Raw genomic sequence first — 15,385 nt, 5'->3', positions numbered from 1 at the left:
CGGGCTACCTGAAGAAATCCAGGATCTTGTTGCGCTCTTCGGGCTGCGGCGGCGCACCCAGTGGCGCGCCGGTGATTTCCTCCACCGGCGGCGGCGCAGTCTCTGTCTCCAGGCCCAGGCTCGCCACGTTGTGGCCCGGCGTGAAGTCGTCGAAGTACCACTCGCCGTCGACGTTCACCACGCCCGGCGGCTCGGGCGGTTGCGTCACCGGCACGCCCTGCAGCGCGGTCTGCATGTAGCCGATCCAGATCGGCAGGCTCAGGCTGCCGCCGGTCTCGCCGCGCACACCCAGCTGGCGCGGCGTGTCGTAGCCGATCCACGCGATGCCGACCATGGTCGGCTGGAAGCCCGCGAACCAGGTGTCGAAGGAATCGTTGGTGGTGCCGGTCTTGCCGTAGAGGTCGTCACGCTTCAGGGCCTGGTGCGCCTTGAAGCCGGTGCCGCTCTTCACCACGCTCTGCAGCAGCGAATCCATGACGAAGGCGTTGCGTTGCGGAATGGCGCGGCGCGACTCGTCGAGCACCGGCGCCTCGGTTTCCATGAGGACCTTGTCGCGCAGGTCGGTGACGCGCGTGACCAGGTAGGGGTTCACGCGGTAGCCGCCGTTGGCGAACACCGAATAGCCCACCGCCATCTGCATCGGCGTGACCGAGCCGGCGCCCAGGCCCATCGGCAGGTTGGCGGGTTGCTTGTCCTTGTCGAAGCCGAACTTGGTGACCCAGTCCTGCGCATAGGGCGCGCCGATCGACTGCAGCACGCGCAGCGTGACCAGGTTCTTCGATTTCATGAGCGCGGTGCGCAGCGGCATTGGGCCTTCGTAGGTGCCCTCGAAGTTCTTCGGCTCCCAGGGCTGGCCGCCGTTCTCGGCGGCGTCGAAGTGCAGCGGCGCGTCGTTCACCACGGTGGAAGGCGAAAAGCCTTTCTCCAGCGCGGCCGAATAGATGAAGGGCTTGAAGCTCGAGCCCGGCTGGCGCCAGGCCTGCGTCACGTGGTTGAACTTGTTCTTGCCGAAATCGAAGCCGCCCACCAGCGCCTTGATGGCGCCGCTGCGCGGGTCCATGCCGATGAAGGCGCCCTCGACCTCGGGCAGCTGCGTGATCTCCCAGGTGTTCTTCGGCGTGCGGGCCACGCGGATCACCGCGCCGCGGCGGATCTTGATGTTCGGTGGCGCCTTCGCGGCCAGGCCGGACTGCGCGGGCTTCAGGCCTTCGCCGCTGATCTGCACGGTTTCGCCGTTGGCGCGCACGGCGTTGATTTCCTTGGCGTCGACATCCAGGACCACGGCCGCGACCACGTCGCCGTTGTCGGGGTGTTCGGCCAGCGCATCGTCCACGGCTTCGTCGACTTCCTTCTGCTCGGTCGGCAGGTCGACGAACTTCTCGGGGCCGCGGTAGGGCTGGCGGCGCTCGTAATCCATGATGCCCTTGCGCAGCGACTTGTAGGCCGCCGCCTGGTCGGCCGCGACCAGCGAGGTATAGACCTTCAGGCCGCTGGTATAGATGCTGTCGCCGTACTGTGCGTACATCATCTGGCGCACCGTCTCGGCCACGTACTCGGCGTGCAGGCGGCTGGGGTCGGCGGAATCGCGCAGGTGCAGTTCTTCCTTCTTCGCTTCGGCCGCCTGCGCGGCGGTGATGAAGCCGGTTTCCTGCATGCGGTCGATCACGTACAGCTGGCGTGCCCGCGCGCGCCGCGGGTTGGCCACCGGGTTGTTGGCGCCGGGCGCCTTCGGCAGGCCGGCCAGCATCGCGGCCTCGGCGATGGTCACGTTCTGCAGCGGCTTGCCGAAGTAGGTCTCGGCGGCAGCCGCGAAACCGTAGGCACGGTTGCCCAGGTAGATCTGGTTGAGGTAGATCTCCAGGATCTGGTCCTTGGTGAGCTGCTGCTCGAGCCGAAGCGCCAGCAGGATTTCGTACGACTTGCGGCTCAGCGTGCGCTCCGAGCTCAGGTACACGTTGCGCGCCACCTGCATCGTGATGGTCGAGGCGCCCTGCTTGCGTCCGCCCTTCAGGCTGGCCACGGCCGCGCGCAGGAAGCCCTTGTAGTCGACGCCGCCGTGGTCGTAGAAGCGCGCGTCTTCCACCGCCAGCACCGCGTCCTTCATCACCTTGGGAATGTTCGCGAAGGGCGTGAGGTTGCGGCGCTCTTCGCCGAACTCGCCGATCAGCTGGCCTTCGCTGGAGTACACGCGCAGCGGCAGCTTGGGGCGGTAGTCGGCCAGCTCCGACACGTCGGGCAGCTTCGGGTAGATGGCCACCACGGCCACGATGGCCGCGACGATGACCACCAGCGCGCCGGAGCCCACCACGATGGCGCCCCACCCTGCGATGCGTTTCCAGCGGCGGTTCGGATCGCCGGAACGGCCATCGTCTTCAGGGCCGTCGGGAGGGGTGGAGCTTGAACGTTTGAACATAGGAGAAAGCTAGCTAGCGAAAGGATTGGAGCCGCTGCGCGTTGCGGCGTTCCAGCATCTTGAGATCGAGCGCGCCGCGCTGCGCGGCCTGATGCGCGCAATGCATGGCATCGAAGTACTTGTCGTGGTCGAAGGCGATCAGCAGGAGGTCCACCCCGGCGTCGATGGCCCGGACAGTGGCTTCGCAGAGACCGCGGTTGTAGGCCGCGCCCATCGTGAGATCGTCGGTGACGAGCAGGCCCTGGTAGCCCCACTCGCCTCGAATCAGCCGCTGCACGATTCTGCGCGAGAAAGAGACCGGGTACCGCGCATCGAGTTCCGCAAGGATGACATGGCCCAGCATGATGGCTGCGTCAGATTGTTTCGACACTTCTTGAAATGGTTTCCAGTCTTGCGCGGCCAAGCGGGCAACCGGTGTGCGCAGTTCGGCGGCGAAATGGTGGGTGTCCGCGGTCACGCCGGCCAGGCCGGGAAAGTGCTTCAGCGTGCCGCGAACGCTAGCGGATTCAAGGCCTTGCGCGTAAGCGAGCGCCACCTGCGTGGTGACGGTGGGGTCGCTCGAGATGGCGCGGTCTTCGATGCGGGTGTGGAAATCCCAGCGGCCCGGCGCACGGCCCGGCCGCAGGTCGACCACGGGGCTGAAGTTGAGCGTGACGCCCAAAGCCGCGAGCGCCCTGCCCTGTTGCGCACCGTAGGCACGCGCGCGTTCGGAGAGCTGGCCGTCGGGAACGTCCGCGTCGAGCAGGGTGGACAGCGCGGGCTGGCGTTGCACCAGTGGCGACAGGCGCGAGACGCCGCCGCCTTCCTGGTCGGTCGCGACGACGAGCGGCGGCAGGCCGGCGTCGCGGCGCAGCGCCTGAAGGCCCCGGATTTCGTCGCGCAGTTGGTCGGCGGTGCGGCCCCGCACGTTGCGCCCGGTCACGAAGATGCCGCCGATCAGTCCCTTGCGCGCGAGTTCGCGCAGGTCGTTCGCGTCGTCGTAGCCAACGATGAAGTGCGCGCCCAGCGTTTGCGCGGTGGGGCCCGACATTGCAAGGACTTCGGCGTGGTGCTGGCGAGAAGCGGCCTCGTTGCACACCGCCGTGAGCAGCCCCGTGCATGCGAGGCCCAGTGCCACCGGGCGCAACGCGCCGCGCGCGAACCGCCATGCCGTGGCGCTGCTTGCGGCCAGCGCTGCAAGCAGCAGGGGCAGCTCCCAAGCGCGCATGAAGAGCAGGTGCGGGTCCTTCAGGTGCCAGGCCCAGAACCACAGCGTGACCAGGGCCAGCCAGCCCAGCGCACCGCCGATGGCCCGCAGCAGCTTCATGCCGCCTGTGCTTCGGCGATCGTGGCCGGCGTCGCTTCGTTCGCCTTGTTTTGCCGCGACAGCGCATACCAGTCGACCTTGCGCGTGACCAGCATCAGCACGGCCAGCATGCCGAAGATCAGCAACGCGCCGAGCAGCAGCGCATTGCTCTCCGAGGCCAGCAGCCCGTAGAGCGCGCCATACAACAGCGCCACGAACGCACTGAACGACAACCCGCGCCGCCAGCCTTCGAGCACCGCGCTGAAGTACACCGCCAGCAAGGCGACGCTGGCCGTGGCCGCGCCCGCATACGCCATCCAGAAGGCGAACTTTTCCGACAGTGCCAGCAACAGCAGGAAGAACAGCGCGATCGACAGTCCCACCAGGCCGTACTGGACCGGGTGCAGGCGCAGCTTGCGGAACAGTTCGAACATGAAGGCCGCCATCAGCACCAGCCCGATGAACAGCATGCCGTACTTGCCCGCGCGCGTGCTCATCGAATACACGTTGATGGGCTGTGCCAGCGACACGTCGAAGGTCTGCAGCGCGCCCAGGGTGCGGCGCGCGCGGCCCACCGGTTCGGCGTCGCTCTCGGGGTCGCCGCCGCGCCCGGCCAGGCCGCCGCGCACCTGCTCGCGCGCCGAGGTCACGAGCGAGGACACGCGCCAGCGCGCGTCGAAGCCTTGCGGCGTCACGCTGCGCTCGGCCGCGAGAAAGCGGCCGCCGAAGCTCGGGTGCGCCCAGGGCGAACTGAGGTGCGCGGTGGTTTCCTCGGCAATGGGGGCAATCGCCAGCGTGTCCTGCCCGACGAGGCCGAGCTTCATTTCGAAAGACACGGGGGTGTTGGCCTGCCATGCCGCCAGCGCGGCGCCGGTCAGCGGCGCGTGGATGCCGTCGGCGAACCAGGCGTCGTCGGCGATGCCCGGCACGCGCTGGCGAAAGCGCAAGGTCTCGCCGCCCATCACCAGCGCCGGTGAGCCGTCGAGGCCGCGCAGGTCGCTCACGTTGAAGGCGATGAAGGGGGTCTTGAATTCGATCTTCGAATCGGTCTCGCTGCGCTGCACGGCCTTCGGGTCGAAAGCCGCGAAGCCGCCGCCGAGCGTGGCGTTCAGCGTGTAGAACGGAATCTTGAAGATGCCGCGGTAGCGCTCCTGCGGCGCCATGGTGCCTTCGATGTGCAGCTTCTCCGGGAACACCACGTGGGCCATTTCCTTGGCTCGCGCTTCCTGGCCGATCACCTTGCCCTGCGCATTGCGCTGCGGCTCCATCCAGCGCTCGACATACGGCACCAGCAGCAGCGGGCCGACCATGGTCTGGCGTCCGGCGTAGGTGGCGGCGAGTTCCTGGGCGGCTTCGCGCTGGCTGTCGCCGCGCGCGCGGTTGAGCGAGTCGATCTCCGCCAGCGGAATGCACAGCATCAGCACCAGGAAGAACAGGCCGGCCACCTTGACCAGCATCGAGCTCTGCAGGGCTCTCAGGAACTGAAGCATTTTTTCTCTCCTCGTTGTCAGGGAAGCCGCGATGCTCGCCGCGCGATCCGAAGGCCGTGTGAAGCGCCCGCGCCGCACGGCTTCACACAGGCTTCACACAGCGGCGAATTCAAGGGTTGCGACTTCAAGGCGTCTTCCCACTGCCTTCTCCTGCGCTGGCGACAGTTGCCGCTGTGCAAGTTCGCACGGACAAGGACCCCCGCCATGGATGCCCACACCACCCCACGCCCCGGCCGCTGGCTCTGGCTCGCCACCGTGAGCCTGGCGACCGCGGGCTTCATCGCCATGGGCGTGCGCCCGGCCCACGCGCAGGAAGCGCCGGCCGGCGCGCGCCTGAAGACCGAGAGCCCCTACTTCTTCGTGAAGAGCGACGACCCCGCGGTCGACCGCCTGCCGCTGAAAGGCACCGAGGTCTCGGTGAAGATCTCGGGCGTGATCGCCGACGTGACGGTCACGCAGACCTACCGCAACGAAGGCCGGCGCGCCATCGAGGCGAAGTACGTGTTCCCCGGTTCGACCAAGGCCGCGGTGAGCGGCCTGAATGTGCGCCTGGCCGACCGCCTCATCACCGCGCAGATCCGCGAGAAGCAGCAGGCGCAGATCGAGTACGACACCGCGAAGAAGGAGGGCAAGACCGCAGCCCTGCTCGAGCAGCACCTGCCCAACGTGTTCCAGATGAACGTCGCCAACATCCTGCCCGGCGACGACGTGAAGGTGGAGCTGCGCTACACCGAGCTGCTGGTGCCGCAGTCGGGCAACTACCAGTTCGTGTTCCCGACCGTGGTCGGTCCGCGCTACAACAGCCCGCAGTCGGAGAACGCGCAGGCGAAGTGGGTCGCGCAACCGACGCTGCCTGCACCGGCCTCGGGCACGACGCCCACCGCCAGCTTCAAGTTGAAGGCCAGCATCGACACGCCGATGGGCCTGAAGGAAATTCGCTCCGCCACGCACACCATCGACGTGAAGAAGAGCGACGAAGACCAGCATGCGGACATTGCGCTCACGGCCGACGGCCGCCCCGCGGACAACCGCGACTTCGTGCTCGACTACCGGCTGGCGGGCGAGAAGATCGAATCGGGCCTGATGCTCTACAAGGGGCAGGGTGAGAACGCGGAGAACTTCTTCCTCGCGATGGTCGAGCCGCCCAAGGCCGTGGCCGCCAGTGCCATTTCGCCGCGCGACTACATCTTCGTGGTCGACATCTCGGGCTCGATGCACGGCTTTCCGCTGGACACCGCCAAGACGGTGCTCGAACGCCTGATCGGCGGGTTGCGCCCCAGCGATACCTTCAACGTGCTGCTGTTCTCGGGCAGCAACAAGATGCTGTCGCCCAGGTCGGTGCCGGCCACGCGCGCCAACATCCAGCAGGCGCTGTCGACCATCCAGAACTACAGCGGCAGCGGCAGCACCGAGCTGATTCCGGCTCTGAAGCGCGTGTACGCGGAGCCGAAGGAAGACAAGGTGTCGCGCACCGTGGTCGTGGTGACCGACGGCTACGTGACGGTGGAGCGCGAAGCCTTCGAGCTGGTGCGCAACAACCTGTCGAAGGCCAATGTGTTCGCCTTCGGCATCGGCTCTTCGGTGAACCGCAGCCTGATGGAAGGCATTGCGCGCGCCGGCATGGGCGAGCCCTTCATCATCACCGACCCGGTGCAGGCGCCCGAGCAGGCCGCGCGCTTTCGCCGCATGGTGGAGTCGCCGGTGCTCACGAATGTGAAGGCGACCTTCGGCGGCCTCGACGTGTACGACGTGGAGCCGCAGGCCCTGCCCGACGTGCTCGGCGAACGCCCGGTGATCGTGTTCGGCAAGTGGCGTGGCCAGCCCAAGGGCCGCGTGATCATCGAAGGCCAGAGCGCCAGCGGCCCGTACCGCCAGGAAGTGCGCATCGACGACCGCACCCGCCTGGACACCGCGGCGCTGCGCACGCTGTGGGCGCGCCACCGCATCCAGAGCCTGAGCGACCAGGAAACGCTCGAAGGCAGCGCGGCCTTCAAGGAGCGCATCACCGAGCTGGGCCTGAAGTACAGCCTGCTCACGCAGTACACGAGCTTCATCGCGGTCGACAAGGTGGTGCGCAACCTGGCGCCGCAGGACAGCGCGTCGGTGAACCAGCCGCTGCCCCTGCCGCAAGGCGTGAGCGAGTTGGCGCTCGGTGCCGAAGTGCCGAGCACGCCCGAGCCCGAATCGCTGGGTGCCATTGCCGTGGTGCTGTCGATGCTGGCCATGCTGCGCCGCCGCGCACGCCGCAACGACGCGCGCCGCTTCACGTCCTGAACAGAAAAGAGAGAGAGAAGACCCATGTCCTTGGCAACGCTCGCCCACCGCCACCCGCGCATCGTGGACTGGGGCATCCACATCGACCGCACGCCGGCCGCCGGCTGGCTCGCGCTGCAGTTCGCCGCGCTGGTGCCCACCTGGGCCTGGATGGTCCAGCGCATGCGCGACGGCTCCGACGATCCGATGGGCCTGCTGGCGCTGGTCGCGCTCGCCGCGCTGGCCTGGCATCGCCGGCGCGAACTGCGCGCTTCGCCGCGCCTGGGCTGGCTCGCGCTGGCGGGCGCGGGCACCGTGCTGGCGACGCTGCTGCGCACCGGGCTCGGCCTGGTCCCTGCGCTGCCGCCGCTGGCGGCGGGCCTGATCGCCGTGCTGGCGCTGGCCTGCGGCCTGCTCGCGTTCCTGCCGCGGCGCGTGGCGGCGCTGCCGGTGGCCGGCCTGTCGGTGCTGGCGCTGCCGCTGCTGTCGTCGCTGCAGTTCTATGCCGGCTACCCGCTGCGCGTGGTCACCGCCGAGGTCAGCCGCTGGCTGCTGGCGCCGGGCTTCGAGGTGGCGCGCGAAGGCGCGACCCTGATGATCGACGGCCGCCTGGTGATCGTCGATGCGCCCTGCTCCGGCGTGCAGATGGTCTGGCTCGGCTACTTCACGGCCTGCGCGGTCGCGCTGTGGGCCGGCCGCAGCGACCGCGGCTTCGTGCGCCGCCTGCCGATGGTCGGCCTCTTCGTGCTGGGCGGGAACATCGTTCGCAACAGCGTGCTGATCGCCTTCGAAGGCGCGGGCCATCCGCCGGCGCCCTGGGCGCACAACGCACTGGGCCTGCTGGTGCTGGCCGTGGTGTGTGGCGCCATCGCCCGGCTGATGGTGCCGGTGCGTCCCGCGCCTGAACTTTCCGAACATCCCGGACAACCCATTCCGGGCCTGATCACCACCCAGGGAGGCCGCCGTGTCGACACCGTTCTTTGAGCGCTGGTTCGCCAACCATTTCATCAACCGCATCGGACACAAGTCGGCCTTCGCGCTGGCGATGGTGCTGTGCATGGGGTGGTCGCTCACCGCGGCGGTGCGCGCGCCGGCCGAGCCGGTGGCCGCCGCCACGTCGCACGAATGGCCCCGCGAATGGGACGGTGCGACGTTGCGCCCGCTGGCGCTGAGCGAGGTCGAGCAGCGCTTTGCCGACAACTTTCCCGGCGCGATCGGCCGCATGACCGACGGCACGCAGACGCTGGTGATGCGCGCGGTGACGCAGCCCACGCGCATGCTGCACCCCGCGGTGGACTGCTACCGCGCGCTGGGCTACCGCATCGAGCAGGCGCGGCTGGAGCGCGATGCGCAGGAACGCCTGTGGCGCTGTTTTGTTGCGCAACGGCCCGGCGCGCAAAAAATCCGCGTCTGCGAGCGGATCGTGGATGCCCGGGGCACGGCTTTCACTGACACTTCAGCCTGGTACTGGGCGGCGGCCAGCGGCCAGTCGCATGGCCCGTGGCAAGCTGTCACCGTGGCGAGACCGATCTGACAAACGAGCCTGTGAACGAGCCTGTGAAGAAGACCCTGCGATTTGTGCTTTATGGCCTGCTGGCCCTTGTCATTACTGCGTGTGTAGCTATCTTTTTGATAGTCAAGCTCGCGCTCGCGCCCGCCGCCGGCGAGTGGAGCACCACGGTGCAGGCCGGGCCGCTGAACTTCGAGATCGGCGTGCCGACCGCGGTGCGGGTGGCCACCTCGCCCTGGTTCGCGCCGTACCTGAACGGGCGTTCGCTCGACACCCGCTTCGGCACCGTGCGCTTCGCCTGGAAGCCGGCCGGCGAGCTGCTCGAAATGCAGTGCGCGCCCTGCAGCGCCGAGGTGTCGGCGCTGGGCACCGAGCCGATCAAGGTCGAGCGCCTTGTCGCCACCGTCAAGCGCGACGGCAACATGCTCGCCGGCACCTTCGAGGCCATGCCGCTGAGCACCGACACCACGCCGCTGCAAGGCCAGTGGGACGGCAGGCTCGCACCCAAGACCCTGCATCTCAACGCCAGCGTGCAGGACGCGCCCATCGCGCGCTGGTACGCGGTGCTGGTGCCCACGCTGCCCGAGCTGCAGCGTGCGCGCATCGGCGGCACGCTGGCGCTGCGTGGCCAGCTCGCGCTGCCCGAGGCCACCTTCGCAGTGCAGCCGGCCATCAGCCAGTTCACGGTCGAGGGGCTGGGCACCGAGGCCATGCTGAACGCGCGCACCAGCTGCGGCCCGTCGGCCAAGCTCGGCAACGACAGCTGGCTGGCGCGCGCCGTCATCGCGGCGGAAGACCAGCGCTTCTTCACCCACACCGGCTACGACCTGACCGAGATCCTCGCGTCGATCGACAACAACCAGAAGCCCGGGCAGATCCGCCGCGGCGGCAGCACGCTCACGCAGCAGCTGGCCAAGCTGCTGGTGACGGGCAGCGACCGCACCGCCGAGCGCAAGCTGCGCGAGTTGCTCTACGCGGTGGAAATGGAGCAGACGCTGGGCAAGGCCCGCATCCTGCAGCTGTACCTGGACAACGCGCCGTGGGGCGGCAACCTCTGCGGCGCCGAGGCCGCGGCGCGCCGCTACTTCAAGCGCAGCGCACGCACGCTGGAGCCGGCGCAGGCCGTGTGGCTCGCGGCCATGCTGCACAAGCCGCAGGCCGTGCTCGAACAATGGCGGCGCGACGGCCACATCGACGCCGAGCGCATCAAGTGGGTGGCCGAGGGCATCCGCGGCATCAGCCGGAACCAGCGCGAGGCGCTGCTCAAGGGCGTGGCCGCGGCGAAGTTCACGGCGCCCGAGGCCACCCCATGAATCCCATGACCCTGAACGTCTCCGACATCGAAGCCATCGAGCGCGCCACCGTCGCGGCCGTTTCGCCCGACCTCACCGAGGAGCTCGACGGCTGGCTGCTGCCTTTCGCCGACGGCACCGTGAAGCGCGCCAGGTCGGCCGTGCCGCTGCACCGCGGCGCGGTCGATGCCGCCACGCTCGGCCGCATCGAGGACCGCTACGCCAGCCGCCAGGCCGCGACCGCGCTGCGGCTGGCCGACGCGCCCTGCTTCGAAGGGCTGCGCGCCGAGCTGGAACGCCGCCAGTACCAGGCGGACGCCCCGACCTGCGTGCAGGTCGGCTCGGCGCAGCGCATGCGGCAGGTGGCCGCGCCCGGCGTGGCGCCCGCCGATGTCGACAGCGCCCCCGACGACGCGTGGGCTGCCTTGTTCCTGGGCGAGGGTTTCGACCCGGTGGACGGCGCGCACCGCGTGCGCATGCTGTCGCGCGCCAAGGGCACGCTGTACGCCAGCGTGCGCGAAGACGGCCGCACGGTGGCGGCCGGCGCCATGGCGTTCGGCCACGGCTGGGCCAGCGTGCACGGCATGCGAACCGACAAGGCGCAGCGCGGACGCGGCCTGGCGGGCCGCGTGCTGGCCGGGCTGGCGCAGGCGGCGCTGGCGCAGGGGTTCGAGCGGGTGTTCCTGCAGGTCGACGCGGCGAACCCTGCCGCGCTGGCGCTGTACCGGCGTGCCGGCTTCGAGACGCACTGGCAGTACAGCTACTGGACGAAGTAAGAAGACCACGCCGACGTGCACGGGTGGCGCCGGGCGCGGGTTAGTGCCACCATGGCCGCATGACGAACGCTAACCACCACGCCAACCACCCCACCGATCCCGTCGCCGTGCCGCGCGGCATCGACCACATCGTGGCCGGTGTTTCCACCAGCGACGGCGACGGCGTCAAGCTCACCCGCGTGCTGCAGCAGCCGCTGCAGAAGCGCCTCGACCCGTACCTGATGCTCGACGCCTTCGGCAGCGACAACCCGGGCGACTACATCGGCGGCTTTCCCAACCACCCGCACCGCGGCTTCGAAACCGTCACCTACATGATCGCGGGCCGCATGCGCCACCGCGACAGCGCGGGGCACGAGGGCTTGCTGGAGAACGGCGGCGTGCAATGGATGACCGCGGGCCGCGGCCTCGTGCACAGCGAGCTGCCCGAGCAGGAAGAAGGCCTGATGGAAGGCTTCCAGCTGTGGCTCAACCTGCCCGCCAAGGACAAGATGCGCGAGCCCTGGTACCGCGACATCCAGAGCCAGGAGATTCCCGAGTTCACCACCGCCGCCGGGGTGCATGTGCGCGTGATCGCGGGCACGAGCCACGGCATCGAGGGCGCGGTGCGGCGCGAGCACACCGAGCCGCTGTACCTCGACGTCACGCTGCCTCCGGGCGCCGAGTTCGCGCAGCCGCTGCCGCACGATCACAACGTGCTGGTCTACGTGTTCCGCGAATCGCTGTGGATCGCGGGCAGCGAAATTCCGACGCGCCGCATGGCCATCCTCGCCAACGACGCAGCCAGCGACGGCGTGGTGCTGCGCGCGGGCGCCACCAACCACAGCCCGGCGCGCGCGCTGCTCATCGCGGGCAGGCCGCTGCACGAGCCCATCGCGCAATACGGCCCCTTCGTGATGAACACGCAGCAGGAGATCAAGCAGGCGATGCACGACTTCCAGAACGGCAAGCTGGGCTGATGTAGTCGGCCGCCTACCGAAAGACGGCATGGGGCACGGACGCGGCCCGGCGCACGGCTGCCTAGATTGCAGCAATGCCCCCCACGATCCGAAAAGGACAGGCGCCTGACACGCTGCAGCGCGCCCAGTTCCATGAACGCTTCATGCAGCCTTTCCAGGACCCGGCCTTCCAGGCCGAGGCCGAAGCGCTCAAGCGCATCGAGCTGGTCGCGTGGGAAGCCTATGCGGAAGGCCGCAAGGCACCGGTCACGCGCAAGGCCGGGCCGGGCTATGCGGATCCCGACTACGACCTGTCCGTCGACTGGCTCGACGCGAAGGCGCGCATCGATGCGGCGCAGGCCGCATGGGGGCTGCCGCAGACGCGCTCGCGCGTGCTGCTGGTGAACGGCTCGCCGCGCAACGACGGCACCTGCCCCGGCGAAATCTCCAAGACATGGCGCATGGCCGAACTGGCGCGCGAAGTGCTCGAAGGCAGCGGCCTTGAAGTCGACCTGCTCGACCTGAGTTTGGTCACCTCTGAATACGGCCGGCAGATCCATCCCTGCAAGGGGTGTGTTTCCACCGCCATGCCGCTGTGCCACTGGCCCTGCAGCTGCTACCCGAACCATTCGCTGCGCCAGACCGGCGACTGGATGAACGAGATCTACGAACGCTGGGTGTCCGCGCACGGCGTGATCCTGCTCACGCCCACGCACTGGTACCAGGCCACGAGCCCGCTGAAGCTGATGATCGACCGGCTGGTGTGCGCCGACGGTGGCAACCCCGACCCGAGCAGCACCCACGGCAAGAAGCCCGAGGAAGCCAAGGCGCTCGAGCTGGAAGGCGCCGGCTGGAGCTACCCCAAGCACCTCGACGGCCGCGCCTACGGCGTGGTGGTGCACGGCGACGTGGCCGGCGTCGAGAGCCTGCGACGCAACCTCTGCGACTGGCTCGACTGGATGGGGCTCGTCGACGCGGGCACGCAGGCGCGGCTGGACCGCTACATCGGCTACTACGAACCCTACGCCACCAGCCACGATGTGCTGGACGCCGATACCGACATGCAGGAAGAAGTGCGCAACGTGGCGCGCGCGGTGGCCCGCGCCGTGGGCGAGTTGCGCGCCGGCAAGCTGCAGCCGCCCGACCGGGGGCTGAAGCGCCCGCGGCCCAAGTAGGGAACGCACGCCTGTCCGGCGCGCGTTGCGGTGTTCACCATTCTTTACGCAAGCTCACGCCGGGCTAACGGATGCGATACAGAGGTCTTCCACACTTCATCTCACCTGCTGCCCATCGGCGGCAGTCTTCGAAAGGAAGCACTTCTCATGATCTCTCTTCGCCAACGCATCGTCTGGGCCAGCCTGCTCGGTTCGGCCGCCCTCGCCTCTTCGGGCGCCTTCGCTCAAGCGCCGGTCGCGCCCTCCGCAGCCGCACCCGCCGCCGCGGTGGCCCAGGCCGACAACGCTGCCACGCCCAAGGCGCAGCACAAGCGCATGGACCCCGCCAAGCGCATGGAGCGCATGCAGGAGCACCGCGCCAAGCGTCTCGCCGCCCTGAAGGAAAAGCTCAAGCTCAACGCCGGCCAGGAAGGCGCATGGAGCACCTTCACCGCCGCGAGCCAGCCGCCGGCCGGCGCCCGCCCGCCGCGCATGGACCGCGCCGAGTTCGCCAAGCTGACCACGCCGCAGCGCCTGGAACGCATGCAGGCCCGCCAGGCCGAACGCAGTGCCATGTTCGCCAAGCGCGCCGAGGCCACGAAGACCTTCTATGCCGGGCTGACGCCGGAGCAGCAGAAGACCTTCGACGCCGAGACCGCGCACTTCGGCGGTCATGGCGGCCCTCGCGGTCATCACGGGCACGGCGGCCCTGACGGCCAGCGCGGTGCGGCACCGGCCAAGGGCTGATCCTCGCCAGGTGAAAAAAGCCCGCAGCGCGAAAGCGCTGCGGGCTTTTTTTGTGCGTGCCTGGCCGGGTTACTTCGGCGTGCCGGTCTTGTCGGTCGGGTTCGTCGCCACGTCCGGGCGTTCGCCCTTCTGGCCGAATTGCGGCTTGACCTTGCGGCCGGTCTGGCTCACTTCGGCGCGCGACATCTCGCCGGTGGGCTGCGGCATGGCATTGGGCTGGTGGTTCAACGTGGTGCTGGCTTCACCCTTGGGCACCATGCTGTTGGCGTTGTTGCGGTTCTGCACGCGGGCTTCTGCCTTCACGGCTTCGCGCGAGGCCGGCATCGAGTTGTCGGGGCGCTGCGGCGGATTGGCCACGCCGGCCGGCGTCATGGTGCTGGCCTCGCCGCCGACCGACGGGTTGGGAGCGGCGGGGATCGACGTGGTCTGCGCCATGGCCATGCTGGCGGTGCCCAGCAGTGCGGCAAGAACCGTGGCGTGAAAAGTGGATGACTTCATGGTTGTGCTCCTTGTGCCTTGTGGCTTGTCTCGGTTTGGATGGATGAAAACGCGGGCTGCTTTCTCCAAGCCCTGAAATCACCGTAGGAGCGACGAAATCCGTGCCGTGTCGGGCTGTGGCAAGCCTGCCTGTAGGAGGTCGCGCCCCAGGCCTGAAAGGGGCGCGAGAAGGTGGCCCGTTCCTACAGTCAGGGTGCGTTCAGCAACGTACAACCCGTACAACGATGTCTTCCTCGCCCATTCCATCCGCCGACGCAGCGCCAGCGACCACCTCGTTGAAGGTGATGACGGTGAACACCCACAAGGGTTTCACCGCGCTGAACCGCAAGTTCATCCTGCCGGAGCTGCGCGATGCGGTGCGCACGGTGGGGGCCGACGTGGTGTTCCTGCAGGAGGTGCTGGGCACGCATTCGCGCCATGAGCGCAAGGTGAGCAACTGGCCCGAGGCGCCGCACTACGAATTCCTGGCCGACACCATGTGGCCGCAGTTCGCCTACGGGCGCAACGCGGTGTACCCCAAGGGCCACCATGGCAACGCGGTGCTGTCCAAGTTCCCGATCGTGCATTTCCGCAACCACGACGTGTCGGTGAGCGGGCCGGAGAAGCGCGGCCTGCTGCATTGCGTGCTGCGCCTGCCGGGCCGCACGGTCGACGTGCACGCGATCTGCGCGCACCTGGGCCTGGCCGAGGCGCACCGCCAGCAGCAACTGGAGCTGCTGTGCCATATCGTGCGCGACGAGGTGCCGCCCGACGCGCCGCTGATCGTGGCCGGCGACTTCAACGACTGGCGCGGCCGCGCGCACGAGGTGCTGGAGAAGGGCGCTGCGCTGCGCGAAGTGTTCGTGCAGGCCAACGGCCGCGCGGCCAAGACCTTTCCGGCGCGCTTTCCGGTGCTGCAGCTCGACCGCATCTACGTGCGCAACGCCGGCGTGCATGCACCCGTGGTGCTGCCGCGCCGGCCGTGGTCGCACCTGTCGGATCACGCGCCGCTGGTGGCGAACATCGACCTTTGAGTTTCCCGAGGTTTTGCGA

The 15,385-nt window shown here is 68.8% G+C and carries 13 protein-coding genes; 9 read left to right on the top strand and 4 right to left on the bottom strand.

The genetic code is table 11. From position 1 onward, the window contains the following. Positions 1-4: 4 nt before the first annotated feature. The 3 genes from AC1DJH_RS11165 to creD are packed head-to-tail and all read right to left on the bottom strand — an operon-like array spanning position 5 to position 5,188. Complete coding sequence (locus AC1DJH_RS11165) at positions 5-2,413, bottom strand: penicillin-binding protein 1A (RefSeq protein ID WP_478185724.1); 2,409 nt, start codon at positions 2,411-2,413, stop codon at positions 5-7. Between the two features lie 13 nt (positions 2,414-2,426). After that, positions 2,427-3,719, bottom strand: coding sequence for a glycoside hydrolase family 3 N-terminal domain-containing protein (locus AC1DJH_RS11160; protein ID WP_478185723.1), 1,293 nt, complete (start codon positions 3,717-3,719; stop codon positions 2,427-2,429). Next, complete coding sequence (gene creD, locus AC1DJH_RS11155) at positions 3,716-5,188, bottom strand: cell envelope integrity protein CreD (RefSeq protein ID WP_478185722.1); 1,473 nt, start codon at positions 5,186-5,188, stop codon at positions 3,716-3,718. The genes AC1DJH_RS11160 and creD overlap by 4 nt, the downstream gene beginning before the upstream one ends. Before the next feature lie 204 nt (positions 5,189-5,392). On the opposite strand from creD, the gene AC1DJH_RS11150 reads away from it, so the two are divergent. The 8 genes from AC1DJH_RS11150 to AC1DJH_RS11115 all read left to right on the top strand — a co-directional run bounded on the left by AC1DJH_RS11150 (position 5,393) and on the right by AC1DJH_RS11115 (position 13,855). Beyond that, the gene (locus tag AC1DJH_RS11150) at positions 5,393-7,462 is read left to right on the top strand and encodes a VIT and vWA domain-containing protein (RefSeq protein WP_478185721.1); all 2,070 of its coding nucleotides are present in this window, start codon (positions 5,393-5,395) and stop codon (positions 7,460-7,462) included. A 24-nt stretch (positions 7,463-7,486) separates the two neighbouring features. After that, a complete protein-coding gene (gene xrtQ / locus AC1DJH_RS11145; RefSeq protein WP_478185720.1) occupies positions 7,487-8,425 on the top strand; it encodes an exosortase Q in 939 nt (312 codons plus the stop codon). Next, the gene (locus AC1DJH_RS11140) at positions 8,406-8,975 is read left to right on the top strand and encodes a hypothetical protein (RefSeq protein ID WP_478185719.1); all 570 of its coding nucleotides are present in this window, start codon (positions 8,406-8,408) and stop codon (positions 8,973-8,975) included. The genes xrtQ and AC1DJH_RS11140 overlap by 20 nt, the downstream gene beginning before the upstream one ends. A gap of 95 nt (positions 8,976-9,070) precedes the next feature. Beyond that, a complete protein-coding gene (locus AC1DJH_RS11135; RefSeq protein ID WP_478185718.1) occupies positions 9,071-10,264 on the top strand; it encodes a biosynthetic peptidoglycan transglycosylase in 1,194 nt (397 codons plus the stop codon). After that, a complete protein-coding gene (locus tag AC1DJH_RS11130; RefSeq protein WP_478185717.1) occupies positions 10,261-11,019 on the top strand; it encodes a GNAT family N-acetyltransferase in 759 nt (252 codons plus the stop codon). The genes AC1DJH_RS11135 and AC1DJH_RS11130 overlap by 4 nt, the downstream gene beginning before the upstream one ends. 59 nt (positions 11,020-11,078) lie before the next feature. Then, on the top strand, positions 11,079-11,975 hold the full coding sequence (locus AC1DJH_RS11125) for a pirin family protein (protein WP_478185716.1): 897 nt from the start codon (positions 11,079-11,081) through the stop codon (positions 11,973-11,975). 74 nt (positions 11,976-12,049) lie between these two features. Further along, a complete protein-coding gene (locus AC1DJH_RS11120; protein WP_478185715.1) occupies positions 12,050-13,129 on the top strand; it encodes a flavodoxin family protein in 1,080 nt (359 codons plus the stop codon). Positions 13,130-13,276: 147 nt separating this feature from the next. Next, a complete protein-coding gene (locus AC1DJH_RS11115; protein WP_478185714.1) occupies positions 13,277-13,855 on the top strand; it encodes a Spy/CpxP family protein refolding chaperone in 579 nt (192 codons plus the stop codon). A 69-nt stretch (positions 13,856-13,924) separates the two neighbouring features. Here the strand turns inward: AC1DJH_RS11115 and AC1DJH_RS11110 are convergent, their stop codons facing one another. Further along, complete coding sequence (locus AC1DJH_RS11110; RefSeq protein ID WP_472113242.1) at positions 13,925-14,353, bottom strand: serine/threonine protein kinase; 429 nt, start codon at positions 14,351-14,353, stop codon at positions 13,925-13,927. Between the two features lie 224 nt (positions 14,354-14,577). Between AC1DJH_RS11110 and AC1DJH_RS11105 the strand changes: the two genes are divergently transcribed. Continuing rightward, positions 14,578-15,366, top strand: a complete 789-nt coding sequence (locus tag AC1DJH_RS11105) for an endonuclease/exonuclease/phosphatase family protein (protein ID WP_478185713.1) — start codon at positions 14,578-14,580, stop codon at positions 15,364-15,366. Positions 15,367-15,385 lie beyond the last annotated feature (19 nt).

It is taken from the genome of Variovorax sp. 10N412 (assembly GCF_056394985.1).
This window is presented reverse-complemented; position numbering and strand designations above follow the sequence as displayed.